Annotated in this window: 21 protein-coding genes; 18 read left to right on the top strand and 3 right to left on the bottom strand. The window is 68.6% G+C overall.

Features of this window, described 5'->3' with window-relative positions:
• Positions 1–2 precede the first annotated feature (2 nt).
• Genes LK996_RS13860 through LK996_RS13850 form a run of 3 tightly spaced genes read left to right on the top strand, consistent with a single transcriptional unit; the run spans position 3 to position 3,455 of the window.
• Positions 3–386, top strand: coding sequence for a RidA family protein (locus LK996_RS13860; RefSeq protein ID WP_230527950.1), 384 nt, complete (start codon positions 3–5; stop codon positions 384–386).
• 16 nt (positions 387–402) lie between these two features.
• Positions 403–2,511, top strand: a complete 2,109-nt coding sequence (recG, locus tag LK996_RS13855; RefSeq protein ID WP_230527949.1) for an ATP-dependent DNA helicase RecG — start codon at positions 403–405, stop codon at positions 2,509–2,511.
• Positions 2,512–2,519: 8 nt separating this feature from the next.
• Positions 2,520–3,455, top strand: a complete 936-nt coding sequence (locus tag LK996_RS13850; RefSeq protein ID WP_230527948.1) for a nucleoside hydrolase — start codon at positions 2,520–2,522, stop codon at positions 3,453–3,455.
• On the opposite strand, the gene LK996_RS13845 is transcribed toward LK996_RS13850, so the two are convergent.
• On the bottom strand, positions 3,452–3,958 hold the full coding sequence (locus LK996_RS13845; protein ID WP_230527947.1) for a MuF-C-terminal domain-containing protein: 507 nt from the start codon (positions 3,956–3,958) through the stop codon (positions 3,452–3,454). The two genes, LK996_RS13850 and LK996_RS13845, sit on opposite strands and share 4 nt — an antisense overlap.
• 344 nt (positions 3,959–4,302) lie before the next feature.
• On the opposite strand from LK996_RS13845, the gene LK996_RS13840 reads away from it, so the two are divergent.
• Positions 4,303–4,551 (top strand): type B 50S ribosomal protein L31, encoded by a 249-nt coding sequence (locus LK996_RS13840; protein WP_230527946.1) that lies wholly within the window; start codon positions 4,303–4,305, stop codon positions 4,549–4,551.
• Between the two features lie 222 nt (positions 4,552–4,773).
• The gene (locus LK996_RS13835) at positions 4,774–6,063 is read left to right on the top strand and encodes a citrate synthase (protein ID WP_230527945.1); all 1,290 of its coding nucleotides are present in this window, start codon (positions 4,774–4,776) and stop codon (positions 6,061–6,063) included.
• Positions 6,064–6,114: 51 nt separating this feature from the next.
• Here LK996_RS13835 and LK996_RS13830 read toward each other — a convergent pair whose 3' ends face one another.
• Together LK996_RS13830 and LK996_RS13825 are read right to left on the bottom strand one after the other, a co-directional pair.
• Positions 6,115–6,762 (bottom strand): hypothetical protein, encoded by a 648-nt coding sequence (locus LK996_RS13830; protein WP_230527944.1) that lies wholly within the window; start codon positions 6,760–6,762, stop codon positions 6,115–6,117.
• 86 nt (positions 6,763–6,848) lie between these two features.
• Complete coding sequence (locus LK996_RS13825; RefSeq protein ID WP_230527943.1) at positions 6,849–9,350, bottom strand: penicillin-binding protein 1A; 2,502 nt, start codon at positions 9,348–9,350, stop codon at positions 6,849–6,851.
• Positions 9,351–9,580: 230 nt separating this feature from the next.
• Between LK996_RS13825 and LK996_RS13820 the strand changes: the two genes are divergently transcribed.
• The 13 genes from LK996_RS13820 to tkt all read left to right on the top strand — a co-directional run bounded on the left by LK996_RS13820 (position 9,581) and on the right by tkt (position 24,924).
• On the top strand, positions 9,581–10,639 hold the full coding sequence (locus LK996_RS13820) for a type IV pilus assembly protein PilM (protein WP_230527942.1): 1,059 nt from the start codon (positions 9,581–9,583) through the stop codon (positions 10,637–10,639).
• Positions 10,639–11,367 (top strand): PilN domain-containing protein, encoded by a 729-nt coding sequence (locus LK996_RS13815; RefSeq protein WP_230527941.1) that lies wholly within the window; start codon positions 10,639–10,641, stop codon positions 11,365–11,367. The genes LK996_RS13820 and LK996_RS13815 overlap by 1 nt, the downstream gene beginning before the upstream one ends.
• Positions 11,364–12,059, top strand: coding sequence for a type IV pilus inner membrane component PilO (locus LK996_RS13810; RefSeq protein ID WP_230527940.1), 696 nt, complete (start codon positions 11,364–11,366; stop codon positions 12,057–12,059). The genes LK996_RS13815 and LK996_RS13810 overlap by 4 nt, the downstream gene beginning before the upstream one ends.
• A gap of 8 nt (positions 12,060–12,067) precedes the next feature.
• Positions 12,068–12,595, top strand: a complete 528-nt coding sequence (locus LK996_RS13805; RefSeq protein WP_425493778.1) for a pilus assembly protein PilP — start codon at positions 12,068–12,070, stop codon at positions 12,593–12,595.
• Positions 12,596–12,607: 12 nt separating this feature from the next.
• Complete coding sequence (locus LK996_RS13800; RefSeq protein ID WP_230527938.1) at positions 12,608–14,551, top strand: type IV pilus secretin PilQ; 1,944 nt, start codon at positions 12,608–12,610, stop codon at positions 14,549–14,551.
• Between the two features lie 116 nt (positions 14,552–14,667).
• Positions 14,668–15,660: an AAA family ATPase gene (locus tag LK996_RS13795; RefSeq protein WP_230527937.1), complete on the top strand. Its 993-nt coding sequence runs from the start codon at positions 14,668–14,670 to the stop codon at positions 15,658–15,660.
• 2 nt (positions 15,661–15,662) lie between these two features.
• Positions 15,663–16,577 (top strand): DUF58 domain-containing protein, encoded by a 915-nt coding sequence (locus LK996_RS13790; RefSeq protein ID WP_230527936.1) that lies wholly within the window; start codon positions 15,663–15,665, stop codon positions 16,575–16,577.
• A gap of 1 nt (position 16,578) precedes the next feature.
• Complete coding sequence (locus tag LK996_RS13785; RefSeq protein ID WP_230527935.1) at positions 16,579–17,031, top strand: DUF4381 domain-containing protein; 453 nt, start codon at positions 16,579–16,581, stop codon at positions 17,029–17,031.
• Entirely contained in the window at positions 17,031–18,062 is a 1,032-nt protein-coding gene (locus LK996_RS13780; protein WP_230527934.1) for a vWA domain-containing protein, read from the top strand. Before LK996_RS13785 ends, LK996_RS13780 begins: the two co-directional genes overlap by 1 nt.
• The gene (locus LK996_RS13775; protein ID WP_230527933.1) at positions 18,059–19,825 is read left to right on the top strand and encodes a VWA domain-containing protein; all 1,767 of its coding nucleotides are present in this window, start codon (positions 18,059–18,061) and stop codon (positions 19,823–19,825) included. Before LK996_RS13780 ends, LK996_RS13775 begins: the two co-directional genes overlap by 4 nt.
• Positions 19,822–21,477, top strand: a complete 1,656-nt coding sequence (locus tag LK996_RS13770) for a BatD family protein (RefSeq protein WP_230527932.1) — start codon at positions 19,822–19,824, stop codon at positions 21,475–21,477. The genes LK996_RS13775 and LK996_RS13770 overlap by 4 nt, the downstream gene beginning before the upstream one ends.
• A 58-nt stretch (positions 21,478–21,535) precedes the next feature.
• The gene (locus LK996_RS13765) at positions 21,536–22,849 is read left to right on the top strand and encodes a dicarboxylate/amino acid:cation symporter (protein WP_230527931.1); all 1,314 of its coding nucleotides are present in this window, start codon (positions 21,536–21,538) and stop codon (positions 22,847–22,849) included.
• Between the two features lie 83 nt (positions 22,850–22,932).
• Positions 22,933–24,924: a transketolase gene (gene tkt, locus LK996_RS13760; RefSeq protein WP_230527930.1), complete on the top strand. Its 1,992-nt coding sequence runs from the start codon at positions 22,933–22,935 to the stop codon at positions 24,922–24,924.
• Positions 24,925–24,974: the final 50 nt, after the last annotated feature.

Below are 24,974 nucleotides of genomic sequence, written 5' to 3'. Positions count from 1 at the left end.
CGATGCCCCGCCAGCCCATCCATTCCGACCGCGCGCCCGCGGCCATCGGGCCGTACTCGCAGGCGGTCCGCCGCGGCGAGACCGTGTTCCTGTCCGGCCAGATCGCGCTCGACCCCGACACCGGCCTGCTGGTCGAAGGCGACATCGAGGTGCAGGCGCGCCGCGCGTTCGACAACCTGCGCGCGGTGTGCGAAGCCGCGGGCGGTTCGCTCGACGACGTCGTGCGCCTCGGGCTCTACCTCACCGACCTCGACCAGTTCGCACGCGTCAACGCGGTGATGTCGGATTACTTCGAAGCGCCGTATCCCGCGCGCTCGACCATCGGCGTGTCTTCGCTGCCGCGCGGCGCGCAGTTCGAGGTCGACGCCATCGTGGTCCTCGACTGACGCCACCGACGAACGCGTGGCGCGCGTCGCTCGACCGATTCCCGGATTCGCCGCCGCAGGCGACGCATTGCTGTCGTCGCTCGCCGGCGTGGGCCCGCGCGTGGCCGAAAAACTCGCGACGCGCGGCCTGCTCACGCTGCAGGACCTGTGGCTGCACCTGCCGCGCCAGTACGAAGACCGCACGTCGCTGACGGCGATCCGCGACCTGCGCGCCGGTGTCGCCGCGCAGGTCGAAGGCGTCGTCGAAGCGGTCGAACGCGGATTCCGTTATCGCCCGTCGTTGCGCGTGGCGATCGGCGATGAATCGCACGGCACGCTCGTGCTGCGTTTCTTCCACTTCCGCGCGCAACAGGCGGCGCAGTTTTCGCCCGGTGCGCGCGTGCGCTGCTACGGCATGCCGCGCGCGGGCGGGAAGGGCATGGAGATGGTGCATCCGAGTTATCGCGTGGTCGGCGATGCGGGCGATGCCCTCGGCGAGCAGCTCGATCCGGTGTATCCGGCGATCGAAGGCATCGGTCCGGCGTCGCTGCGCAAGCTGATCGGGCAGGCGCTCGAGAAGTTGCCCGAAGCCGAAGCACTGGAATTGTTGCCCGCATCGATGCGCGACGCACTCGCGTTGCCCTCGCTGCGCGACGCGTTGCTCACGATGCATCGTCCGCCGCGCGATGCCGACATCGCCGCGTTGCTCGCGGGCACGCATCCGGCGCAGCAGCGACTCGCGCTCGAAGAACTGCTCGCGCATCACCTGAGCCTGCGTCGCCAGCGCATCGCCTTGCAGCGCCATCGCGCGCCGGTGCTCGCCGGCAAGGGCAAGCTCGCGCAACGCCTGCAGGATGCGTTGCCGTTCGCGCTGACGGGCGCGCAGTCGCGCGTGTATGCGCAGGTGCGTCACGATCTCGCGCAACCGCATCCGATGCTGCGTCTGGTGCAGGGCGACGTCGGCAGCGGCAAGACCGTGGTCGCCGCGCTCGCCGCGATGCTCGCGGTCGAAGGCGGACGGCAGGCGGCGTTGATGGCGCCGACCGAACTGCTCGCCGAGCAACACCTCGTCAACCTGCGCGCGTGGCTCGAACCGCTCGGCGTGCGCGTCGCCTGGCTCGCCGGCAAGGTCACCGGGCGCGCACGCACGCAGGTGCTCGCGGCGGTGGCGTCCGGCGAAGCGCAGGTCGTCGTCGGCACGCATGCGTTGATGCAGGAAAGCGTCGCCTTCGACGACCTCGCACTCGCCATCGTCGACGAACAACATCGCTTCGGCGTGCACCAGCGCCTCGCCCTGCGCGACAAGGGCGCCGGCGGCGACAGCGTGCCGCACCAGTTGGTGATGACCGCGACGCCGATCCCGCGCACGCTCGCGATGGCCGCGTACGCCGACCTCGATGTCTCGGCGATCGACGAACTCCCGCCCGGCCGCACGCCCGTGCAGACCGTCGCGCTCAGCGCCGATCGCCGCCCCGAACTCGTCGAACGCATCCGCGCCGCATGCGCCGAAGGTCGCCAGGCTTACTGGGTGTGCACGCTGATCGACGACAGCGACGAAGTGATCGCGCAGGCCGCGCAGACGACCTTCGAGTCGTTGTCTGCAGCGTTGCCGCACGTGCGCGTCGGCCTCGTGCACGGCCGCATGAAGGCCGCCGAGAAGCAGGCGACGATGCGCGCGTTCAAGGACGGCGACCTCGACCTGCTCGTCGCGACGACGGTCATCGAAGTCGGCGTCGACGTGCCCAATGCGTCGCTGATGGTGGTCGAAAACGCCGAGCGCCTCGGCCTGTCGCAGTTGCACCAGCTGCGCGGACGCGTGGGGCGGGGCAGTGCCGTGTCCTCGTGCGTGCTGCTGTACCAGTCGCCGCTCTCGCAGATGGCGAAGCAACGCCTGGAAACCATGCGCGAAACCAACGACGGTTTCGTGATCGCGGAAAAGGACCTGCAACTGCGCGGCCCGGGCGAACTGCTCGGCACGCGGCAGACGGGCCTGGCCGCGTTCCGCGTCGCCGACCTCGCGCGCGACGCAGCGCTGCTGCCGCGCGTGCGCACGCTCGCCGACCAGTTGCTCGCCGACGACCCCGCGCTCGCCGACCGCATCATCGACCGCTGGGTCGGCGGCGCCGCGCGTTACGCCTCCGCCTGATGGACACCATGACCGACCGCATCCCGCTCCTCATCGACACCGATCCGGGCGTCGACGACGCACTCGCCATCCTGATGGCCTTCGACGATCCGCGACACGAGGTCATCGGGCTCACCATCGCCGCGGGCAACGTCGGCCTCTCGCACACCGTGCGCAACGCGCTCAAGTTGTGCGAAGTGGCCGACCACCCGGCGCCGGTGTTCGCGGGCGCCACCGGACCGCTGCTGCATCCTTCGCGCGATGCAGGCTACGTGCATGGTCGCGACGGCTTCGGCGAGATCGGCTACGACGCACCTGCGCGCAATGCGGAAACCGAACACGCCGCACTCGCGATCCTGCGCCTGTCGCACGTGCACGCCGGCAAGCTGCTGCTCGTGTGCCTGGGTCCGCTGACCAACCTCGCGCTCGCGCTGCGGCTCGATCCGACGCTGCCTTCGCGCGTCGCGCGCCTCGTCGTGATGGGCGGCGCCGTCACCGCGCACGGCAACATCACCGCGGCCGCGGAATTCAACATCGCCTTCGATCCGGAAGCGGCGCACATCGTGTTCCAGTCGTTCGAGCGCACCGAACTCGCGGATTGGGAAGCGGTGATGGCGCACGGCTTCCCCCACGCGCGCTTCGAACGCTGGGTGCGCGCGGACGCCAAGCGCGCGCGCTTCTACGACGCGATCTCGCGCCGCACGCGCGAATGGGCCGAAGGCCGCCGCGGCGAGCTCTGGCACTCGGCCGATGCACTGGCGATGGCGCTGGCCCTGCACCCCGGAGGCGCACTCGAAATGGCCGAGCGCCCGATGGTGGTCGAACTCGAAGGCCGCCACGCCCGCGGCGCGACCATCGTCGACTGGCGCCGTGAAGAAGGCCGACCCGACAACGTCGCGATCCTGCGACGCTACGACCAGGCGGCGTTCGAAGCGCGGCTGGAGGCCGCGCTGGCGGCGGGCTAGTCCACCAGCGAGAACAATCGCACCGCGCGTTGCGCCGTCCTGAAGTTGCGCAGGTCCTCCGCCCGGAGTACCGTCCGCGTCGAAGGGTTTCGATTACCCGGCTCCGCCCCGCAGTCGAGCGCGTGGCCTGAGACTTCCAGGATGTCGGAGCCCTTTTTTTCGTCTGCGTATCGCAGTCGCCCCGCGCGTATCTGCTCGGCGAACCAGTCGATACGCTCCTTCGCATAGACGCTCGTCACCAGGTTGACTGTCGTGTTCGCGTCGCGCGCGTTCGACAACACCGCGGCGATCACGACACCTGATGCGACGCGCGCCGACGTCAGCACGACCAGCGCGCCTTGCACCGAAGCGGAGTCGAACAGCGCCATCGGCTCATCGATCAGTTCCGGCAAACGTGCAATCACGCGCAAGGGCACCGTTTCGCGTTCGCCATACTTGCCGGTCGCCACCTTGTGGAAGACGCCCGCCGTCATCCGCAAAGGAAGATCGGGGAAACCCAACATGCGCAGGGAAGCGGGTGTTCGGCCGAGCCTGAGCGACGGGCCGCGCCGGTCGCCGGAGCAAGCGCGTGCGGCCACCTGCTCGGTGAACGGAAGCGATGGAAGGTCATTCAAAGCGGGGTTCCAGATGCGCTGGAACCACTCTAGGGCGCGCCTTTACGCACTTCGCCGGGCGCGGAGCGACGCCTGCCGACGATGCGTCCCAACCCTTCGCGGAAGCTGGAATGGGCCTCGGGGAAGATGGTGAAGATCCGAGGGTTCAGATTCCCGCTCACCTCCCGGGTTGCGCCGAGCTCAACGGGGCGGCTAGAATGCCGCTCTTTCCCAGCTCAGACCCGGTGGCAGCCATGAAGGCCGGCATCCATCCCGAATACCGCGACGTCGTTTTCCACGACGTGACCTCCGATTTCCGCATCCTCACGCGCTCGACGCTTTCTTCCAAGGAAAGCGTGAAGTGGGAGGATGGCAACGAGTATCCGCTGATCAAGGTGGAAATCTCGTCCGCGACCCACCCGTTCTACACGGGCAAGAACAAGATCGTCGACACCAGCGGTCGCGTCGACAAGTTCCGCAAGCGCTACGGCGCCGCGAAGTAATTCCTCGCGGGCTTCCTGCCCGTCGAGACGAACGGCCGCCCTTGGGCGGCCGTTTTCGTTTCCAGCCGAGTTACATGGGCGAGGCCGTTTTTTAGTGCTTTCCTTCAACTTTGGTGCAACGAACCAGGACGAAAGTCGGGGGCGTGCGCCGCATCGCGCCATGCAATAATTCCGGCCTTCCGCGGCGTGCCCGCGGCGTATCGCATTTCCAAGGAGTGCCTCGTGTCCAAACTCGACAAGGTGACGTTGACGGCCGGCGACAAGAATGTCGAACTGCCCGTGCAGCATCCCGTCCTCGGCCAGCCGTGCATCGACATCGCGAAGCTGCCGAAGGAAACCGGTTGCTTCACGTACGACGTGGGCTTCACCGCCACCGCGGCGTGCAAGTCGGCGATCACCTACATCGACGGCGACGCGGGCGTGCTGCTGTATCGCGGTTACCCGATCGAACAGCTCGCCAAGAATTCGAGCTTCCTCGAAGTCGCGTACCTGCTGATGAACGGCGAACTGCCGTCGAAGACCGAGTTCGACACGTTCGAACACGAGGTCACGCATCACACGATGATGCACGAGGCGTTCCGCACGTTCCTGTACGGCTTCCGCCACGACGCGCATCCGATGGCGATGATGGTCGGCATGCTCGGTTCGATGGCGAGCTTCTACCACGGTTCGCTCGATCTCGAGGACGCCGAACAGCGCCGCCTCGCCGCGATCCGCCTGATCGCGAAGGTGCCGACGATCGCCGCCGCGTGCTATCGCTATTCGATCGGCTGGCCGATCCGCTACCCGAAGAACAACCTCGAGTTCACCACGCGCTTCCTGCACATGATGAAGGAAGTGCCGAGCGAACCGCTCGAGCTCAACCCGGTCGCCGCGAAGGCGCTGGACCTGCTCTTCATCCTGCACGCCGACCACGAGCAGAACGCGTCGACCTCGACCGTGCGCCTCGTCGGTTCGACCGGCGCGAACCCGTACGCCTGCGTCGCCGCCGGCGTCGCCGCGCTGTGGGGTCCCGCGCACGGTGGCGCGAACGAAGCCGTGCTACAGATGCTCGAAGAGATCGGCCGTCCGGAAAACGTCGGTTCTGCCGTCGCGAAGGCGAAGGACAAGGAATCGGGCTTCCGCCTGATGGGCTTCGGCCATCGCGTGTACAAGAACTTCGACCCGCGCGCGAAGATCATCCGCGAGATGTGCCACCAGGTGCTCAACGAGCTCGGCGTCAACGACCCGCTGCTCGAAGTGGCGATGAAGCTGGAAGTAGCCGCGCTGAAGGACGAGTACTTCGTGCAGCGCAAGCTCTACCCGAACGTCGATTTCTACTCGGGCATCATCTACAAGGCGCTGGGCATCCCGACCGAGATGTTCACCGTGATGTTCGCCATCGCGCGCACCGCGGGCTGGGTGTCGCATTGGCTCGAACAGCAGACCGACCCGGAAGCGAAGATCGGCCGTCCGCGCCAGATCTACACCGGTTACGCCGAACGCGACTACACCGCGCTCGACAAGCGCTGATCGCGACGAAGCTGGAACGCAACGCCCCGCATCCGCGGGGCGTTTGCATGTCTACCGGCCGGATTCGTAGCCGGCGATCTCTTCTTCGGCCAGCAGCGTGCGCAGCTGCGACAGCGACGCGCGCTTCATCGGCTTTTCGTCGATCGACGACAGCGGCGCCTGCCGCAATGCATCGTGCGGCAACACGGCGAGGTCGAACGTCAGGTCCTCGGCGCTGAACACCCACACCGGCACGTCGATCGCGCGTTCGCGATCCAGGCGCACGCGGCGCGAACGCGATTCGGCGGGAATGCCGTGCTGCTCGAGCTGGCGCGCGACCGAATCGGCGTCATCGGTGTACAGATGCAGCGCGACGGGCGAATGCCGATCGGCCGTGCCATCGAGCACCGGACCGACGAGGCGCGCATCGAACACGGCGAAGAACTCCAGCGCACGCAACGCCGCCTCGCGACGCTGGCGCAATCCGGCGACCTGCGCATCGCCCTGGAACAGCCGCTGGTATTCGCGCAACGCGTCTTCGATCTCGCTGTTGCGCGGGAGCGACGCGTCGTCGTGGATGCCGAGGCGTTCGGCGGCCTTGCGCTTGGCCATGTGGAAATCGCGGATGCCGCCTTCGGCCATCAGGCGCGCGGCCTCGTGGGCGAGGCGACGGCGGCGTTCGCGGGTGCGGGTCTCGGCATGCTGACGGGCGTGATGCATGGCGCGTCCTCCGAGGTGGTCCCGGGCCGACTCTACCGCATCGGCCCGTGCCCACGATGTCACACCGGCGCAAGGCCGGTGTTCGATCAGAAGATGTCGTACGTGTCTTCGCTCGGCGCCGCGTCTTCGGGGCCGTAGTCCACGTAGGTTTCCATGCGCTCGAGGTCTTCGGTCTTCACCCACTCGGTGATGCCGCCGGTGCCGTTGGCGACGAGATGCCCGCCGGCGCCGACCGCGACTTCGACCATGCCCTGCGGCGGATCGTTCGCCATCACCGGGCGACCATCGAGCGCGACGCGCATGTAGTCGATCCAGATCGGCAATGCGGCCTTGCCGCCGTACTCGCGATAGCCGAGCGACTTGTAGTCGTCGCGACCGACCCACACGGTCGTCGCCACGCCGCCGCCGAAGCCGGAGAACCACGCATCGCGGTGGTCGTTCGTCGAACCGGTCTTGCCGCCGACGTCGGGGCGTTCGAGCACCTTCGCCGCGGTGCCGGTGCCGCGCTGCACGACGTCGCGCATCATCGACTGCAACTGGTAGGCGACGCGTTCGTCGATCGCGCGCGGCGCGAGTTCGCTGCCCTCGGGGACCTTCGCGGGTTCGACGGGCTTCGCGACGGTCGCCGCATTCGCCGGCGCCGGTGCGGGCGTGTTGCCGAGGTCGAAGCCGTCGACGACCGTCGACGACACCAGCTGGCCGTTGCGCATGCCGCAACCGGGGCACGCGACCTTCGGCTTCTCCTTGAAGATCACCTTGCCGTTGCGGTCCTTCACTTCGTCGACGTACCACGGCGTCACCAGGAAGCCGCCGTTGGCGAACGCCGCGTAACCGCGCGCGACCGCGAGCGGCTGCAGCGACGACGCGCCGAGCGACATCGACAAATTCGGCACGAGGTGGTCGATCGGGAAGCCGAAGTGGCTGATGTACTTGCGCGCGTAGTCCACGCCGATCGCGTCGAGCAGGCGCACCGACACGAGGTTGCGCGACTGCACGAGCGCTTCGCGCAGGCGCATCGGGCCGGCGAAGTTGCCGGTGTCGTTCTGCGGGCGCCAGATGTGGCCGACGCGATCGCGGAACACGACCGGCGCATCGAGCACGATCGAGGCGGGATTGAAGCCGCGTTCGAACGCCGCCGCGTACAGGAACGGCTTGAAGCTCGAGCCCGGCTGGCGGCGCGCCTGCGTGGCGCGGTTGAACTTCTGGCCGGCGAAGCTGAAGCCGCCGACGAGCGCGCGCAGGGCGCCGGTGTTGGCTTCGAGCGAGATCAGCGCCGATTGCGCGCGCGGCAACTGGTCGAGCTTGTACTTCGGCGTCGCGTCGACCGCTTCGGCGGCGACCGGCTTGCCGTCCTTGCCCACCGCCGGCTTCGGCATGTCGATGCGCACGCGCACGATGTCGCCGCGCGCGAGCAGCGAAGCGGGCGAACGCCCGGTCCATTCGCTCGCGTCGCTTCCGAGGTCGACCTGGGTGCCGTCGGACAGCATCACGGTCGCCGTGTTGTCCGATTCGCCCGTGACGATCGCGGGCATGAGGCCGCCCTGCATCACGATGCCGCGCAAGTGGCCGCGGATCGTTTCCGGCGTGTCGCCGGCCTGCAGTTCGACCTGCTTCTCCACGCCGTGCCAGCCGTGGCGGTGGTCGTACGTGCGCAGCCCGTCGCGCACCGCCTGGTCGGCGGCGGCCTGCAGCGCCGGATCGATCGTGGTGGTGACGTGATAACCCTTGGTCAGCACGTCGCCGCCGAAGCGCGCGACCATTTCCTGACGCACCATTTCCGCGACGTACGGCGCGTAGACCTCGATCGGGCGTTCGTGCGGCGTGGCGTGCATCGCCACCGCGGCCGAGGCGTTCGCCTCGGCGGGCGAGATGAACTTCAGGTCCGCCATGCGTTCGAGCACGTAATCGCGGCGCAGCTTCGCGCGCTCGGGATTGGTGATCGGGTTGCCGCTGGACGGGAACTTCGGGATCGACGCGAGCGTGGCCATCTCGTCGAGCGAGAGCTGGTCGAGCGACTTGCCGTAATAGAACTCGGCCGCGGCGGCGACGCCGTAGGCGCGGTTCCCGAAGAAGCTCTTGTTGAGGTAGAGCTCGAAGATCTCGTCCTTCGTCAGCTCGTTCTCCATGCGCATCGCCAGCATCATCTCGGCGAGCTTGCGCGTGTAGCTGTACTCGGAACTGAGGAAGAACTGGCGCGCGACCTGCTGCGTGATCGTCGAACCACCCGGCACGCGCTTCGCGTCGGTGGTCGCGATCAGCCACACCGCACGCGCGACGCCTTTGTAATCGACGCCGTGGTGCTGGTAGAAGCGCGCGTCCTCGATCGCGATGAAGGCTTGCTTCAGGCGCGGCGGGACCTTCTCGATCTCGATGGGATAGCGGCGTGTTTCGCCGAACAGCGCCATGAGGCGACCGTCGCGCGCGTACACGTAGAGAGGCTCCTGCAACTCGACGTTGCGGAGCTGATCGACATCAGGAAGCTTGGGTGCGATGAGGAACCAGAGCAGGCCCAATCCCAGGACACCCAGGACGGCTGCACCGAGGAAAGCCACCAAACCCCTACGCAGCACACGACGAAAACGAGACATCAAACCAATCCGATTGCGGGCGTCTTGAGCCCGGAGTATAGAGGAGGCGTGGGGAGCGGCCCGGCGGCCGGAATGTGTCGCCGATACCGTTCAGCAGGGGTAGAGATGGGGGAATTTCGGACTTGTGACAGGCGCCCGGGGACGGGGCTGTTGCCAGATCGTTTAAAGTCCGTTATTTAATGCTCTGGGGCACGTTGTGCGCGTAAGCGCCCGTGATTAGGGGAGAAAACGTGGGACTGATCACAAATAGCCAGCCGCCCTTGATCGGCGTCGATATCAGCTCGACTGCGGTCAAGCTGCTGCAGCTCTCCCGCTCGGGGAATCGCTACCGCGTCGAGCATTACGCGGTCGAACCGCTGCCGCCGAACGCGGTGGTGGAAAAGAACATCGTGGAAGTCGAAGCGGTAGGCGAGGCCATCCGCCGCGCCGTGTCGCGCTCCGGCGCCAAGGCCAAGCACGCCGCCGCGGCGGTCGCGGGGTCGGCGGTGATCACCAAGATCATCCCGATGCCGGGCGACCTCGAAGAGATCGACATGGAGTCGCAGGTCGAACTCGAAGCGGTCAACTACATTCCGTACCCGATCGAGGAAGTGAATCTCGACTTCGAGGTGCTGGGCCCGATGCCCGGCAACGCGGAAATGGTGCAGGTGCTGCTCGCCGCGTCGCGTACCGAGAACGTCGACGCCCGCGTCGCCGCGCTCGAACTCGGCGGCCTCTCCGCGAAGGTGATGGACGTGGAGGCGTTCGCGATCGAGAACGCCTTCTCGCTGCTCGCCGACACGCTCACCGCGCCGCGCGACGGCATCATCGCCCTGGTCGACACCGGCGCGACGATGACCACGCTCAACATCCTGCGCGGCGGTCGCAGCCTTTACTCGCGCGAGCAGGTCTTCGGCGGCAAGCAGCTCACCGACGAAGTCATGCGCCGCTACGGCCTGAGCTACGAAGAAGCCGGCCTCGCCAAGCGCCAGGGCGGCCTGCCCGAAAGCTACGACATCGAAGTGCTCGAACCCTTCAAGGAAGCGATGGTCCAGCAGGTCAGCCGACTGCTGCAGTTCTTCTACGCAGGCAGCGAATTCAACCGCGTCGACCAGATCGTCCTCGCCGGCGGTTGCGCCTCGATTCCCGGCATCGGCGCGATGGTCGAGGAACAACTCGGCGTGCCGACGGTAGTCGCCAACCCGCTGGCGCAGATGACGCTTGGGCCGCGCGTGCAGGCGCATGCGCTGAACCAGGATGCCCCCGCGCTGATGATTGCCTGCGGCCTGGCCCTGAGGAGCTTCGACTGATGGCACGGATCAACCTCCTCCCGTGGCGCGCCGAGCGGCGTCGCCAGCGCCAGAAGGAATTCGGCGCGATGGTCGGCGCCTCCGCGCTCGGCGCGGTGCTCATCGCCGGTCTCATCTACATGTTCTACAACGCCCAGATCGACGGGCAGACCGAACGCAACGATTTCCTGCGCGAGCAGATCACCCAGGTCGACGCGAAGATCAAGGAGATCGAGGTCCTCGACCAGAAGAAGGCGAAGCTCCTCGCGCGCAAGGAAGTGATCGAGCAGCTGCAGGCGAACCGCTCGCAGATGGTCCACCTGTTCGATTCGCTGGTGCGCACGATTCCCGACGGCGTCACGCTCACCACGATCCAGCAGAACGGTGACCTGCTCACGCTCAAGGGCCGTTCGCAGTCCAACGCGCGCGTCTCCACCTACATGCGCAACCTCGAGAGCTCGGGCTGGATGACCAACCCCGAACTGTCGGTGATCGAAGCGCGCGGCGACAACAAGGGCTTGCCGTACGAGTTCGACCTGCAAGTCAAGCTCGCCAACCCGAACGCGCCGAAGGACACCAACGGCGACGGCATTCCCGACGCGCCGGCCACGCCGATGGCGCCGCCGACCGACGTGACGCCCGCCGCGCCCGGTACCGCCGCCGCGCCCGCGGCGACCACCGTGCCCACGCCGGCGAGCACCGCCGCCGCCGCGCCCGCTGCCGCCCCGACCACTGGAGCCGCGCCATGAGCCAGAAAAAAATGGCGCTGAAGGACCTCAGCCTCAACAACACGGCGCTGTGGCCGACGCACTACAAGATCATCTTCTGCTCGATCATCGCCGCCTTCATCATCGGCCTGGTCTGGTACTTCGTGGTCACCGGCCAGCGTGAGCAGCTCGCCAAGCTCGAGATCGAAGAAGGCAACCTGCGCACCGACTTCGAAACGAAGCAGGGCCGCGCCGCCAACCTCGAACCGCTCAAGCTCCAGCTCGCGCAGATGGAGCAGCAACTGCAGCAGATGCTGCGCCAGTTGCCGAGCAAGACCGAGATGCCCGACCTGATCATCGACATCTCGCAGACCGCGCTCGCGACCGGCATCACCAACGAGCTCTTCCAGCCGGGTCCGGAAGCGCCGAAGGAGTTCTACGCCGAGAAGCCGATCCAGCTGCGCATGGTGGGCACGTACCACCAGTTCGGCGCGTTCGTCAGCGGCGTCGCTTCGCTGCCGCGCGTGGTGATCATGACGATGCACAACATCGTGCTGACCCCGCGCAATCCGTCGCCGGGCGCGAAGATCGGCCCGAACAGCGTCCTGCAGCTCGCCGGCACCGTGAAGACCTACCGTTACCTGGACGACACCGAGACCGCCGGCGCGGGCGCCGCGGCCGCGCCGCCTGCCGCGCCACCGGCCACGCCTGCACCGCAGGGAGGAAACCACTGATGGCTTCCATGCAGACCTCCCGCGTGGTGCTGGTCGTCGCGATCGCCGCGGCACTGGCCGGTTGCGGTCGCAGCATCACCAGCGGGCCCGATCCCGCGGGCAACCTCGAGAAGTGGGTGGCCGAAGTGAAGGCGCGTCCCGCGCCGCCGCTCGACCCGCTCCCCGTGATGCAACAGTTCGAAACCTTCGAGTACGCCGCACAGGCCTTGCGCGATCCTTTCAGCGAAGCCTTCAGCGACGTCAGCGGCGGCAGCGGTCCGCGCCCGGATCCCAACCGCCCGAAGCAAACGTTGGAACAGTTCCCGCTCGACAGCATGGACATGGTCGGCACGATCGGCCGGGGAACCGACCTCATCGCGTTGGTGATGGCACCTGACAAGGTGACCTATCGCGTGCGACCGGGCGTCTACATGGGACAGGCCGACGGTCGCGTGACCGCGGTGTACGAAGACCGGATCGAACTCGTGGAATTGGTGCCGGACGGCGCGGGTGGCTGGCTGGAGCGACCCGCTTCGGTCGCGCTCGAAGATCAATAAGGGGAAAGGACGATGACCTTGCACAACGCCAACTCGACGCGGCCAGCACGGCGCCCCTCGCTTCGGGCCGGGGCCCTGGGGCTCGCGATCGGGCTCGTCGTGGCCTTCGGCGCCGCGGACGCGGCCCAGGCCGGGCGCGTCGTCATGGCCCAGGCTGCCGCGACCGCAACAACCGCTCCGACGCCCAGCCTCGATCCGGCCAAGCAGATGCCCGGCACGATCGCGGTGTCCAACATCGACTTCAAGCGCGGCGACGGCGGCGCGGGTCGACTGAGCCTGCGCTTCAGCGGCGCCGGCGCGGTCCCCGACATGCGCACCGAAGGCTCGCGCGTGGTCATCGACGTCGGTAACGCGAAGCTCCCGCAGTCGCTCGCGCGTCCGCTCAACGTCACCGACTTCGCGACGCCGGTGCAGCGCATCGATGCACGCGCCGACGGCGCCGGCACCAAGCTGGTGCTCGCGACCAACGGCAACTTCGAGACGATGGCCTACCAGTCGGGCAACGAATACGTCGTCGAGATCGTGCCGCGCGCGGCGCAGGCGAAGTCCGGCACCGCGATGGGCCAGGCGACGGCCTCCAATGCGCCGGTCCGCGCCTACAGCGGCCGCCCGGTGACGTTCAACTTCCAGGACGTGCCGGTGCGCACCGTCCTGCAGCTGATCGCCGAGGAATCCAACCTCAACATCGTGGCCTCCGACACCATCGCGGGCAACGTGACGCTGCGCCTGATCAACGTGCCGTGGGACCAGGCGCTGGACATCGTCCTGCGCGCCAAGGGCCTGGACAAGCGCCGCGACGGCAACGTCGTGTGGGTCGCGCCGCAGGACGAGATCGCGAAGTACGAGCAGGCGAAGGAAGACGCCCGCATCGCGATCGAAAACCGCGCCGAGATGATCACGGAGTACATCCCGATCAACTACGGCAACTCCGAGGACATCGCCAAGCTGCTGACCGAAGAAAGCAAGTCGGGCACGGGCGCCGGCAGCTCCGGCCCGGGCAACCAGCGCGGCTTCCTCTCGCCGCGCGGCAGCATCAGCTTCGACCGTCGCACCAACACGTTGCTGGTCATCGACATCCCGGCGAAGGTCTCCGAAGTCCGCCGTCTCGTCAGCCTGCTGGACAAGCCGGTCGACCAGGTGCTGATCGAAGCCCGCATCGTGATCGCGACCGAATCCTTCGCCCGCGAACTCGGCGCCAAGTTCGGCATCGCCGGCACGCAGGAGAACGTCCTGTTCAACGGCAACGTGTCGGCCAACACCGATACGGCGAACTCGATCGCCGCGGCCAATCGCGCCAACAGCGCGATCCCGACGCCGAATCCGCTGGTCGCACCGACGCTGACGAAGGCGCTCAACGTCAACCTGCCCGTGGTCGATGCCGCCGGCGCGCTCGCGCTGTCGATCATCAACGCCGGCTACGTGCTCGACATCGAACTGTCCGCGCTGCAGGAAGAAGGTCGCGGCGAAGTGATCTCGAACCCGCGCATCGTCACCAGCAACCAGAAGGAAGCGGTGATCCGCCAGGGCCAGGAAGTCGGCTACGTGACGGTCAGCCAGCAGCAGGGCGCCGGCGCCGCCGCGATCCCGAACGTGCAGTTCAAGGACGTGCTGCTCGAGCTCAAGGTCACCCCGACGATCACCAACGACGGCCGCGTGTTCCTCAACATGGCGGTCAAGAAGGACGAGATCGAAGGCTTCGTGCAGTCGGGCATCGGCGACGTGCCGCAGATCAACAAGCGCGAAATCAACACCGCGGTGCTGATCGACAACGGCCAGACGGTGGTGATCGGCGGCGTGTACGAGTTCCGCGACCGCGCCGACGTTACCAAGGTGCCGTGGCTCGGCGACCTCCCGGTGATCGGCAACCTCTTCAAGAAGAAGGGCCGCTCGAAGGAAAAGGCGGAACTGCTGATCTTCGTGACGCCGAAGGTGATGCAGGTCGCCCAGCGCGGTTGATCAACCTCGCCGGATGATGAATGCAACGGGGCCTCACGGCCCCGTTGTCGTTTCGGGGTGAACCAACGCGGGCGGAACCAGTCAAACTCGGCCCATCCCCCGAACCACCCCAAGCGATGGACAGCCGCAGCGATCCACCCTCACGTTTGCACGCCGCGTTCGCGACGCTGCGCGACCAGCTCTCCGCGGAAATCGTGGGGCAGGGCGCGCTGATCGAACGCCTGCTCATCGCACTGCTCGCCGACGGCCACTTGCTGGTCGAGGGCGCGCCGGGCCTGGCCAAGACCAGCGCGATCCGCGCGCTCGCCGCGCGCCTGGACGCCGCCTTCGCGCGCGTGCAGTTCACGCCGGACCTCTTGCCGGCCGACCTCACGGGCACCGAAGTCTGGCGCCCGCAGGACGGTCGCTTCGAGTTCCAGCCGGGCCCGATCTTCCATCCGCTGCTGCTCGCCGACGAAATCAACCGCGCGCCCGCGAAGGTGCAGTCGGCGTTGCTCGAAGCGATGGGCGAACGCCAAGTCACCGTCGGGCGCCAGACCTATCCGTTGCCGCCGTTGTTCCTCGTGATGGCGACGCAGAACCCGATCGAACAGGAAGGCACGTTCCCGCTGCCCGAGGCGCAGCTCGATCGCTTCCTGATGTACATCCGCATCGGCTATCCCGAGGCGGCGACCGAAACCGAGATCCTGCGCCTGGCGCGCGAACGCGCGCGCAACGTGCTGCAGCCCGTGTCCGATGCGATCGAACGCATGCCGGTCGACGACGTGTTCGCCGCGCGCGCCGCGGTGCTCGACCTGCACCTCGCGCCGCCGGTGGAGCGTTACCTGATCGAACTCGTGCTCGCCTCGCGCGAACCCGCGCGCTACGACGCTGCGCTCGCGCGCCGCATCGCGTGGGGCGCGAGCCCGCGCGGCTCGATCGCGCTCGAACGCTGCGCCCGCGCGCGCGCATGGCTCGCGGGCCGCGACTTCGTCACGCCGGAAGACGTGCGCGCGATCGCGCCCGATGTCCTGCGTCACCGCGTGCTTCCGAGTTACGAAGCGACCGCCGAAGGCTGGGATGGCGATCGCCTCGCCCGCGCGCTGCTCGACAAGGTCCCGTTGCCCTGACCATGCCCATCGCAATGCCCCCGCAGGAAGGCATCGCACCCACGCTGCAGGAACTCGTCGGTCTGCGCGCGCTCGCACTCGGGCGGCGCGAGGCGCGGCGTGGCCGGCACGGCGTGTCCGGCCATGCGCTGTCGCCGCTGCGTGGACGCGGCATGGAGTACGCCGAATCGCGCGAGTACGCGATCGGCGACGACGCGCGCCACATCGACTGGCGCCTCACCGCACGCAGCGGGCGCCCGCATACCAAGTTGTTCCAGGCCGAACGCGAACGCCTGACGCTGATCGTCGCCGACACGGCGCCGACGATGTACTTCGGCACGCGCGTGCGCTTCAAGTCGGTGCAGGCCGCGCGCGCCGGCGCGATCGCGGCGTGGGCCGCGCTGCGCGACGGCGATCGCCTCGCCGCGTTGCGCGGCAGCCAGCGCGAAGCGCCGATCCCGCCCGCCGGCGGTCCGCGCGGCGCGCTGCGCGTCCTCGACGCGCTCGTTCGCTGGTACGCGAAGCCGCCGGAAGACGACGCTGGGTTGAGTGTCGCGCTCGACCATGCGGCGCGCGTGCTGCGTCCAGGTTCGCGACTCGTCGTGCTCGCCGATCCGTCGAGCATCGCCGCGATCGAACCGCATCGCTGGCCCGCGTTCGCGTTGCACCACGACACCACGGTGCTGCTGCTCGTCGATCCGCTCGAACGCGATCCGCCGAAGGCGGCGTTGCCGTTCGCGACGAGCGAACATCGCGTCGAACTCGACCTCGCGAGCGCGCCGCAACGCCAGCGTTGGCGGCAGGAATTCACCGGACCCATCGAAGCCGCGCTGCAAGCCTTGCCCGCGCGCGGCGTGCGCGTGCAGGTGCTGTCGACCGATGCGCCGAGCGACGCGTGGTTCGCGGGCTGGGGTCGTCCGCAGGCGAGCGTCGCCTGACATGAACTCGCCCGCCGACCTCGTCCTGCGCGACGTGCACGCCGCCCCCGCGGCGCCGTGGTGGCCGCTCGCGCCGGGATGGTGGCTCGTGCTGGCGGCGGTCGTCGCCTGCGCGACGATCGCGTTCGTGTTCATCCGACGTCGCGCGATGCGACGCCGCGCCATCGCGCGCGTGTTCGACGATGCGCTCGCGCACGCCGCGACGCCGAGCGCGCAGGTCGCCGCGATCTCCGAACTCCTGCGCCGCGCCGCGCGCCGTCGCGATCCCGATGCGGATCGTTACGAAGGCGACCGGTGGCGTGCGCACCTCGATGCTGGCGCGAAGCAGGCCCTGTTCGCCGGCGACGCGGGCGCGTTGCTGCTCGACGGCGCCTTCCGCCGCAAGGTCGATGCCGGTGCGGTCGACGATCTGCGCGCGCGGGCACGCAAGCGTTACCTGGAGTGGATGCACTGATGTTGTCGTCCGCGCTCCCCGCCTGGCTTGCGCAGTCCGCGTGGCTGTCGCAGTTCGCGTGGCCGCTCGCGCTGCTCGCGTTGCCGCTGCCGTTGCTCGCGCGTTGGGTGTTGCCGCGGCGCCGTTCCGCTTCCGCCGCATTGCGCGTGCCGTATGGCGCGCACATCGATGCGGTCGCGCAGGCGCGCGGCGGGCATGCGTTGCGCGGGCGCGGCGCGGGCTTGCTCGCGTGGCTCGCATGGTTCGCGCTCGTCATCGCCTGCGCGCGGCCGCAGGCGCTCGGTCCGCCGATCGTGCCGCCGCAGGCGGGCCGCGACCTGATGCTCGCGGTCGATCTGTCCGGCAGCATGAGCGAAGAGGACATGGAACTCGGCGGACAACCCGTCGATCGCCTCACCGCCGCGAAGGCGGTGCTCGCGGACTTCCTCGATCGACGCGGCGGCGATCGCGTCGGCCTGCTCGTCTTCGGCCAGCGTGCCTACACGCTCACGCCGCTCACGCTCGACCTCACGACGGTGCGCCAGCAACTCGACGACAGCGTCGTCGGCCTCGCGGGGCGCGAAACCGCACTCGGCGACGCACTCGCGCTCGCGGTCAAGCGCCTGCAGTCGCAACCCGCCGACCAGCGTGTCGTGATCCTGCTCACCGACGGCGTGAACACCGCCGGCGTGCTCGAACCCGCGAAGGCCGCCGAACTCGCGCGCGATGCCAACGTGCGCGTGCACACGGTGGCGTTCGGCGGCGAGGGTAGCGTATCGGTGTTCGGGTTCCGTTTGCCGATGCCGAGCGGCGGGCCCGATGAAATCGACGAAGCGGGCCTCGAACGCATCGCCAGCACCACCGGCGGCCGCTTCTTCCGTGCGCGAGACACCGAATCGCTCGCAGGCATCTACGCGGGAATCGATCGCCTCGAACCGGTGAAACGCCCCGGCCAGGCGGTGCGCCCGCGCATCGAACGTTATCCCGTGCCGCTCGGCATCGCACTCGCACTCGCCGCGCTCGCGGCCGTGCCGCTGCGGAGGCGTGCATGAGCGAGATCGAAATGCTGCATTTCCTGCGCCCCGCGTGGTTGTGGGCGCTGCTCGCGCTGCCGGCGATCGCGTGGTTGTGGATGCATCGCGCGCGGCGCGACAACGCGTGGCGCGCATCGGTGGATCCCCATCTGCTGCCGCACCTGCTCGAACCTGCATCGAACGTGCGCACGCGCAGCGCGCTGGTCGCGGTGCTGCTCGCATACGCACTCGCCGTGCTCGCGCTCGCTGGTCCCGCGTGGAAACAGGTGCCGCAACCGGCGTGGCAGAGCCGCACGCCGCTGGTGATCGCGCTCGATCTGTCGACGCGCACCCTGCAACCCGACCTGCCGCCGTCGCGTTTACTGCAGGCACGCGCGAAGATCGCCACGCTGCTGCGCGAACGCGATGCCGGCCAGGTCGGCCTGCTCGCCTTCGCCGACGACGCGTACACGGTCGCGCCGCTCACCGACGACGCGGCGAATGTCGCGTTGTTCCTCGATTCGTTGCAGCCCGACGTGATGCCGGTGGACGGCCATCGCCCGGACCGCGCGATCAGGCGTTCGGTGGACCTGTTGCGCCAGGCCGGCTTCGATCGCGGCGACATCCTGCTGCTCACCGATCGCGGCGACGATGCGGCGAACGCCGCGGCGTCGAATGCATCGAAGCCGGGCATGCGCGTCTCCGTGCTCGGCCTCGGTGCGAATGCGGCGCTCGACGCCGGATCGTTGCGTGCACTCGCGCGCGCGGGCGGCGGCGCGTTCGTCCCGCTGTCGATCGACGACGGCGATCTGCGCGCGCTCGGCGTGCTGCAGGCGCAGGCGGCCGACGCGACATCGACGCAAGGCCGCGCAGGCCGCAGTTGGGAAGACGCGGGCTACTGGTTGATCCCGCCGCTGATGTTGCTCGCGTTGTTCGCCTTCCGCCGTGGCGCGGGCGTCGCCGCGATGCTCGTGGTGCTGTGCGTGCCGATGGGCTTCGCACGGGCGCAGTCCACCGCACCCGCACCGGAAGGCACGTTGTGGCGCCGCGCGGACCAGGTCGCGACGCAGCGCATGGACGCGGGCGAGTCCGCGTATCGCCGCGGCGACTTCGCGAACGCGCAGCAGGCGTACGACGGCGTGCCCGGCGCCGACGCGCAATACAACCTCGGCAACGCACTCGCGAAGCAGGGCCATTACGAACAGGCGATCCAGGCCTACGATCGCGCCCTGCGCGCGCAACCCGGCATGCAGGACGCGATCGCCAACCGCCGCGCGGTCGAAGCGGCGATGAAGCGCAAGCCGCCGCAGGGGCAGGGCAAGAACAACGATCCGCGCTCGCAGCAGGACCGGAAGGACCAGCAGGACCAGAAGCAGGCGAACGGGCAGTCGCAGCAACAGCCGTCGCAGCAACAGCAGCAATCGCAACAGCAGCAATCGCAGTCGCAGCAACAGGCGCAATCGCAGCAGGACAAGGCGCAGCAGGACAAGGCGCAGCAACGCCAGGCCGGCACGCCGCAATCCCCGCAACCCGGCGACGCGAAGCCCGAAACCCCCGCCGACGCACGACAACAACGCGCCGCCGACGCCGCGCAACGCGAACGCATGCGGCAGGCGCTCGAAAAAGGCCAGCAGGGCCAACAGCAAGGCAAGCAGCAAGCGCGCAAGGAATCGCCGCAGGACCGCGAACGCCGCCTCGCCAACGACGCGTGGCTGCGCCGCGTGCCCGACGATCCGGGCGGTTTGCTGCGCGCGAAGTTCCGCCTCGAATACGAACGCCGCCAACTGGAGGGCGGCGAATGATGCACAAGCGTTTCGCCGTCGCCCTGCTGTTCCTGTTGGCGCTCGTCGTGCCCGCCGCGCATGCGCAGGTGCGCGCGTGGCTCGATCGCGACCGCATCGAAGCAGGGGAGACGACGACGCTCAACATCGCCGCCGAGTCGCTCGACAGCGCGCCGGACTACGCGCCGTTGCTGCGCGATTTCGAATTGAGCGGACATTCGAGCCAGCGCAGCGCGAGTGCGGTCAATGGCCGCGTCACCATGCACACGCAGTACTCGGTCGTGCTGCAGCCGCGTCGCGAAGGCGTGTTCACCATTCCTGCGTTGCAGGTCGGCAACCGCACGACGCCGCCGATCACGCTCACCGTGCTGCCCGCCAGCCGCGTGCCCGCGCGCGCCGGGGACGTGGCCTTCATCGAAACCGAGATCGATCACGCCGATCCCTACGTGCAGCAAGCGGTCGGTTTGAAGGTGCGCCTGTATTACGCGGTGCCGCTCGTATCCGGCGATCTCGACCAGCCCGCGCCGAAGGGCGCGACGTTGCGCAAGGTCGGCCAGGACCTGCAGTACTCGCAGGAGATGTCGGGGCGGCGTTACAACGTGGTCGAGCGCCGCTTCCTGCTCGTGCCCGAACGCAGTGGGCGCGTCGTGCTGGAAGGCGCGCGTTTCCGCGGGCAGGGCGTGGGCGGATTCTTCGACGACCTGTTCGGCGACGGCCGCACGCCGCTCGCCGCGAACGCGCCCGATCGCGTGGTGCGCGTGCGCCCGATTCCCGCGAATGCACCGCAACCGTGGTTGCCGCTCGAAGACCTGCGCCTGCGTTACGTCGCGTTGCCGCGCAACGCACGCGCCGGCGAATCGGCGACGGTGCAGGTCGAAGCGGTCGCCGATGGCGCGGTCGCCGCGCAAGTGCCGGAGATGCGACTGACGACGGCCGGCGCCGCGCAGGTCTTTCCTGCATCGACGCAGGCCGACGAATCCTTCGCCGAAGGCCGCCCGCGCACGACCGTGTCGCGCACGTTCTCGATCGTGCCCACGCGCGCGGGTGCGTTGCGCATCGACGCGCCGCGCATCGAATGGTGGGACGTGCGCGCGGGCGTCGTGCGCACCGCGACGTTGCCGCCGATCGACTTGCAGGTCGCGCCCGGCGTGGCCGGCAATGTCGCCGCGGCGCCGGATGCGAGCGGACCCGATGCGAAGGCCGCGACCTCGACCGACGACGGCCGCATCGCGATCCCCGGCATCCAGGGGCGCGTGCTCCCGTGGGCCGCGGCCGCTGCCGCATTCGCGTTGCTGTGGCTGCTGACGTTCCTGTGGGCGCTCGGTCGCAAACCGCATGCGCCGAACGAGGACGACGACGCCGAACCCGCGCCACCACCGCGTCCCGACTTGAAGCGTGCCCTGGCCGACGGCGACCTCGGCGACATCGCCGATGCCCTCTGCGCCTCGGTGACGCCGCCCGCCGCCGACATCGACGCATTGCTTGCACGCATCGACGACGACGCACAGCGCGACGCGCTCGAACTCCTGCAGCGCGCGCGCTGGGCCGGCGCCGACCCGCGCATCGCACGCGAAGCCCTGCGCCGCGTCTTCGCCAAGGGGGTGCGCGTGGCGGCCCCCGCGCGCGGCCCGCGCGTGCCCGACCCCCTGCCGCCGCTCTATCCCCCGGCCTGAGCGGCGCGTTACAGTCCCGGCGATCCCGCGGACGGTCCGCGGCCGACGGACCCGCCGCATGACTTCGATGCCCGCCCGCAAGCGCTTCCCGCTGCATACGAAGATCGCGATCGGCTTCGCCGTCGGCATCGTCGCGGGGCTGATCGTGCATGCGACCGGCGCGCACGAAGCCGCGTGGGTGCAGGCATTCACGACCTACGTGACCACGCCGGTGTCGAAGATCTTCCTCAGCCTGATCTTCATGCTGATCGTGCCGTTGCTGTTCTCCGCGCTGGTGGTCGGCATCGCGGAGATGGGCGACGTGCGCGCGCTCGGCCGCATCGGCTGGAAGACGCTGGCCCACACGGTCGTGTTGTCGGCGGTCGCGGTGCTGCTCGGTCTCGCGCTCGTGAACTGGTTGCAGCCCGGCGCCGGCGTCGATCCCGCGCTCGCGCAGCAACTGCTCGCCGACAACGCCGATCGCGCGAAGGAAATCGTCGCCAGCGTCGGCACGCAGCCGCGCGGCATCGACATGCTGGTGTCGATCGTGCCTGACAACGTGATCGCGGCCGCGTCGAGCAACGGCACGATCCTGTCGCTGATGTTCTTCGCGGTGATGTTCGGCATCGGCCTGGTGCTGACGCCGTCGCCGCATACCGACGTGTTGAAGCGCGGCGTCGAAGGCCTCCTCGAAATCTCGATGACGCTGATCGGCCTGGTGATCCGCCTGGCGCCGGTCACGGTGTTCTGTTTCATGTTCAACCTCACGGCGATCTTCGGCTTCGACCTGCTGATCCGCCTGGGCGCGTACGTCGGCGTGGTCGTGCTCGCGCTCGCGCTGCACCAGTTCGTCAGCTATTCGGTCGCGTTGAAGGTGATCGCGGGCAAGTCGCCGCTGAAGTTCTTCCGCGGCGCGCAGGAAGCGATGGTGATGGCGTTCTCCACGGCGTCGAGCAATGCGACGCTGCCGACCGCGCTGCGCGTGGCGGAAGAAGAACTCGGCCTGCCGCGCCGCATCGCGCGCTTCGTGCTCACCGTCGGCGCGACCGCCAACCAGAACGGCACCGCGCTGTTCGAAGGCGTGACGGTGCTGTTCCTCGCGCAGTTCTTCGGCGTGGACCTCTCGCTCGGCCAGCAGGCGATGGTGATGGTCGTGTGCATCCTCGGCGGCATCGGCACGGCCGGCGTGCCGTCGGGGTCGCTGCCGGTGGTGGCGCTGATCTGCTCGATGGTGGGCGTCAACCCCGTCGGCATCGGCATGATCCTCGGCGTCAACCACTTCCTCGACATGTGCCGCACGACGCTCAACGTCACCGGCGACCTCACGCTCGCCACGCTGGTCGCGTCGGGCGAACCGGACCTCGGCGCGGGCGAAACGGCCGCTGCCCCGTAGAGCCTCGTCGTCCGGGAGCGGGTCCGGGCCGGGTGGTATGGGACAATGCGCGTCCCTTGCCGCATCCCCGACGCCCGCCCGCCATGCCGACGCCCAGCCGCCGCGACCTCGCCAACGCCATCCGTTTCCTCGCAATCGATGCGGTCGAGGCCGCGAAGTCCGGGCACCCCGGCATGCCGATGGGCATGGCCGACATCGCCGAGGTCGTCTGGAACGACTACTACCGCCACAACCCGAACAACCCGCAGTGGTTCAACCGCGACCGCTTCGTGCTGTCCAACGGCCACGGCTCGATGCTGCAGTACGCGTTGCTGCACCTGTCCGGCTACGACCTCTCGATCGATGACCTGAAGTCGTTCCGCCAGCTCGAATCGAAGACGCCGGGCCACCCGGAAAACTTCATGACCCCGGGCGTCGAAACGACGACCGGCCCGCTCGGCCAGGGCTTCGCGAACGCCGTCGGCATGGCGCTCGCCGAAAAGCTGCTCGCGCAGCGCTTCAACCGCCCCGAATTCGAAGTCGTCGACCACCACACGTGGGTGTTCATGGGCGACGGCTGCCTGATGGAAGGCATCTCGCACGAAGCCGCGTCGCTCGCAGGCACGTGGGGCCTCAACAAGCTCATCGCCATCTGGGACGACAACCACATCTCGATCGACGGCGACACGCAGGGCTGGTTCACCGACGACACGCCGAAGCGTTTCGAGGCCTACGGCTGGAACGTGATCCGCGGCGTCGACGGCCACGACAGTGAATCGATCAAGCGCGCGGTCGACGCGGCGCTCGCATCGAGCGACAAGCCCACGCTGATCTGCGCGCGTACCACGATCGGCTTCGGTTCGCCGAACAAGGCCGGCAAGGAGTCCTCGCACGGCGCACCGCTGGGCAAGGACGAAATCGCCGCGACGCGCGCCGCGTTGAACTGGAACCACGGCGCGTTCGAGATCCCGCAGGAAATCCGCGACGGTTGGCGCGCGGGCAACGCCGGCTTGGTGCGCGAAGACCAGTGGAACACGTTGTTCGACGGTTACGCCGTGCGCCATCCCGAACTCGCCGACGAACTCGTGCGCCGCGCGCGCAACGAACTGCCGGACGATTGGGCCGCCGCCGCCGATGCGTACATCGCGAAGCTGCAGGCCGACGGCCCGGTCGTCGCGTCGCGCAAGGCCTCGCAGATGGCGCTCGAAGCCTACGGCCCGCTGTTGCCGGAACTGATCGGCGGCTCGGCCGACCTCGCGCATTCGAACCTGACGCTGTGGAAGGGCAGCAAGTCCGTCACCAGCGACGACGCCAACGCCAACTACGTGTACTACGGCGTGCGCGAGTTCGCGATGACCGCGATCAGCAACGGCATGGGCCTGCACGAGTGCTTCATCCCGTACGACGCGACCTTCCTCGTCTTCAGCGATTACGCGCGCAACGCCGTGCGCATGAGCGCACTGATGGGCGCGCATGCGATCCACGTGTACACGCACGATTCGATCGGCCTCGGCGAAGACGGCCCGACCCACCAGCCGATCGAACACGTCGCCTCCTTGCGCTACATCCCCGGCAACGACGTGTGGCGCCCGTGCGACGCCGTCGAATCGGCGGTGTGCTGGCGCGCGGCCATCGAACAGCACGACGGTCCGAGCTGCCTGGTGTTCACGCGCCAAAACCTCGCGCACCAGCCGCGCGACGCGCAGCAGGTTGCCGACATCCGTCGTGGCGGTTACATCCTGCGCGACAGCGTCGGCGCGCCGGAACTGATCCTCATCGCCACCGGTTCGGAAGTCGGCCTCGCGATGCAGGCCGCCGCGCAACTCGGCGACGGCGTGCGCGTCGTGTCGATGCCCTCGACCGACGTGTTCGATCGCCAGGACGCCGCGTACCGCGAAGCCGTGCTGCCGAACGCCTGTCGCAAGCGCGTGGCCATCGAAGCCGGCGTCACCGACTTCTGGCGCAAGTACGTCGGCCTCGACGGCGCGGTGATCGGCATCGATCGCTTCGGCGCGAGCGCGCCGGCCGAAGCGCTGTTCCCGCACTTCGGGTTCACGGTCGAGAACGTGGTGCGCGTGGCGCAGTCGCTGCGCTGACGGACGCGAACCGACGCTCGTCGAAGAAGCCAAGCGTCATGAACGAGAGA

Origin of the sequence: Noviluteimonas lactosilytica, from assembly GCF_020866925.1 — a bacterium.
Classification (GTDB): Bacteria; Pseudomonadota; Gammaproteobacteria; order Xanthomonadales; family Xanthomonadaceae; genus Noviluteimonas; species Noviluteimonas lactosilytica.
The sequence above is the reverse complement of the archived record's forward strand: the minus strand, read 5'-3'. Positions and strand labels throughout refer to the sequence as shown.

Bases quoted from the DNA above. Each gene is read 5' to 3' on its own strand.
- LK996_RS13775 (WP_230527933.1), top strand. From the start codon at position 18,059: ATGAGCGAGATCGAAATGCTGCATTTCCTGCGCCCCGCGTGGTTGTGG.
- LK996_RS13840 (WP_230527946.1), top strand. From the start codon at position 4,303: ATGAAGGCCGGCATCCATCCCGAATACCGCGACGTCGTTTTCCACGAC.
- LK996_RS13825 (WP_230527943.1), bottom strand. From the start codon at position 9,350: ATGTCTCGTTTTCGTCGTGTGCTGCGTAGGGGTTTGGTGGCTTTCCTC.
- LK996_RS13805 (WP_425493778.1), top strand. From the start codon at position 12,068: ATGCAGACCTCCCGCGTGGTGCTGGTCGTCGCGATCGCCGCGGCACTG.
- LK996_RS13850 (WP_230527948.1), top strand. From the start codon at position 2,520: ATGACCGACCGCATCCCGCTCCTCATCGACACCGATCCGGGCGTCGAC.
- LK996_RS13795 (WP_230527937.1), top strand. From the start codon at position 14,668: ATGGACAGCCGCAGCGATCCACCCTCACGTTTGCACGCCGCGTTCGCG.
- LK996_RS13785 (WP_230527935.1), top strand. From the start codon at position 16,579: ATGAACTCGCCCGCCGACCTCGTCCTGCGCGACGTGCACGCCGCCCCC.
- LK996_RS13800 (WP_230527938.1), top strand. From the start codon at position 12,608: ATGACCTTGCACAACGCCAACTCGACGCGGCCAGCACGGCGCCCCTCG.
- LK996_RS13790 (WP_230527936.1), top strand. From the start codon at position 15,663: ATGCCCATCGCAATGCCCCCGCAGGAAGGCATCGCACCCACGCTGCAG.
- LK996_RS13810 (WP_230527940.1), top strand. From the start codon at position 11,364: ATGAGCCAGAAAAAAATGGCGCTGAAGGACCTCAGCCTCAACAACACG.
- LK996_RS13845 (WP_230527947.1), bottom strand. From the start codon at position 3,958: ATGTTGGGTTTCCCCGATCTTCCTTTGCGGATGACGGCGGGCGTCTTC.
- LK996_RS13860 (WP_230527950.1), top strand. From the start codon at position 3: ATGCCCCGCCAGCCCATCCATTCCGACCGCGCGCCCGCGGCCATCGGG.
- LK996_RS13770 (WP_230527932.1), top strand. From the start codon at position 19,822: ATGATGCACAAGCGTTTCGCCGTCGCCCTGCTGTTCCTGTTGGCGCTC.
- tkt (WP_230527930.1), top strand. From the start codon at position 22,933: ATGCCGACGCCCAGCCGCCGCGACCTCGCCAACGCCATCCGTTTCCTC.
- LK996_RS13830 (WP_230527944.1), bottom strand. From the start codon at position 6,762: ATGCATCACGCCCGTCAGCATGCCGAGACCCGCACCCGCGAACGCCGC.
- LK996_RS13780 (WP_230527934.1), top strand. From the start codon at position 17,031: ATGTTGTCGTCCGCGCTCCCCGCCTGGCTTGCGCAGTCCGCGTGGCTG.
- LK996_RS13765 (WP_230527931.1), top strand. From the start codon at position 21,536: ATGACTTCGATGCCCGCCCGCAAGCGCTTCCCGCTGCATACGAAGATC.
- LK996_RS13815 (WP_230527941.1), top strand. From the start codon at position 10,639: ATGGCACGGATCAACCTCCTCCCGTGGCGCGCCGAGCGGCGTCGCCAG.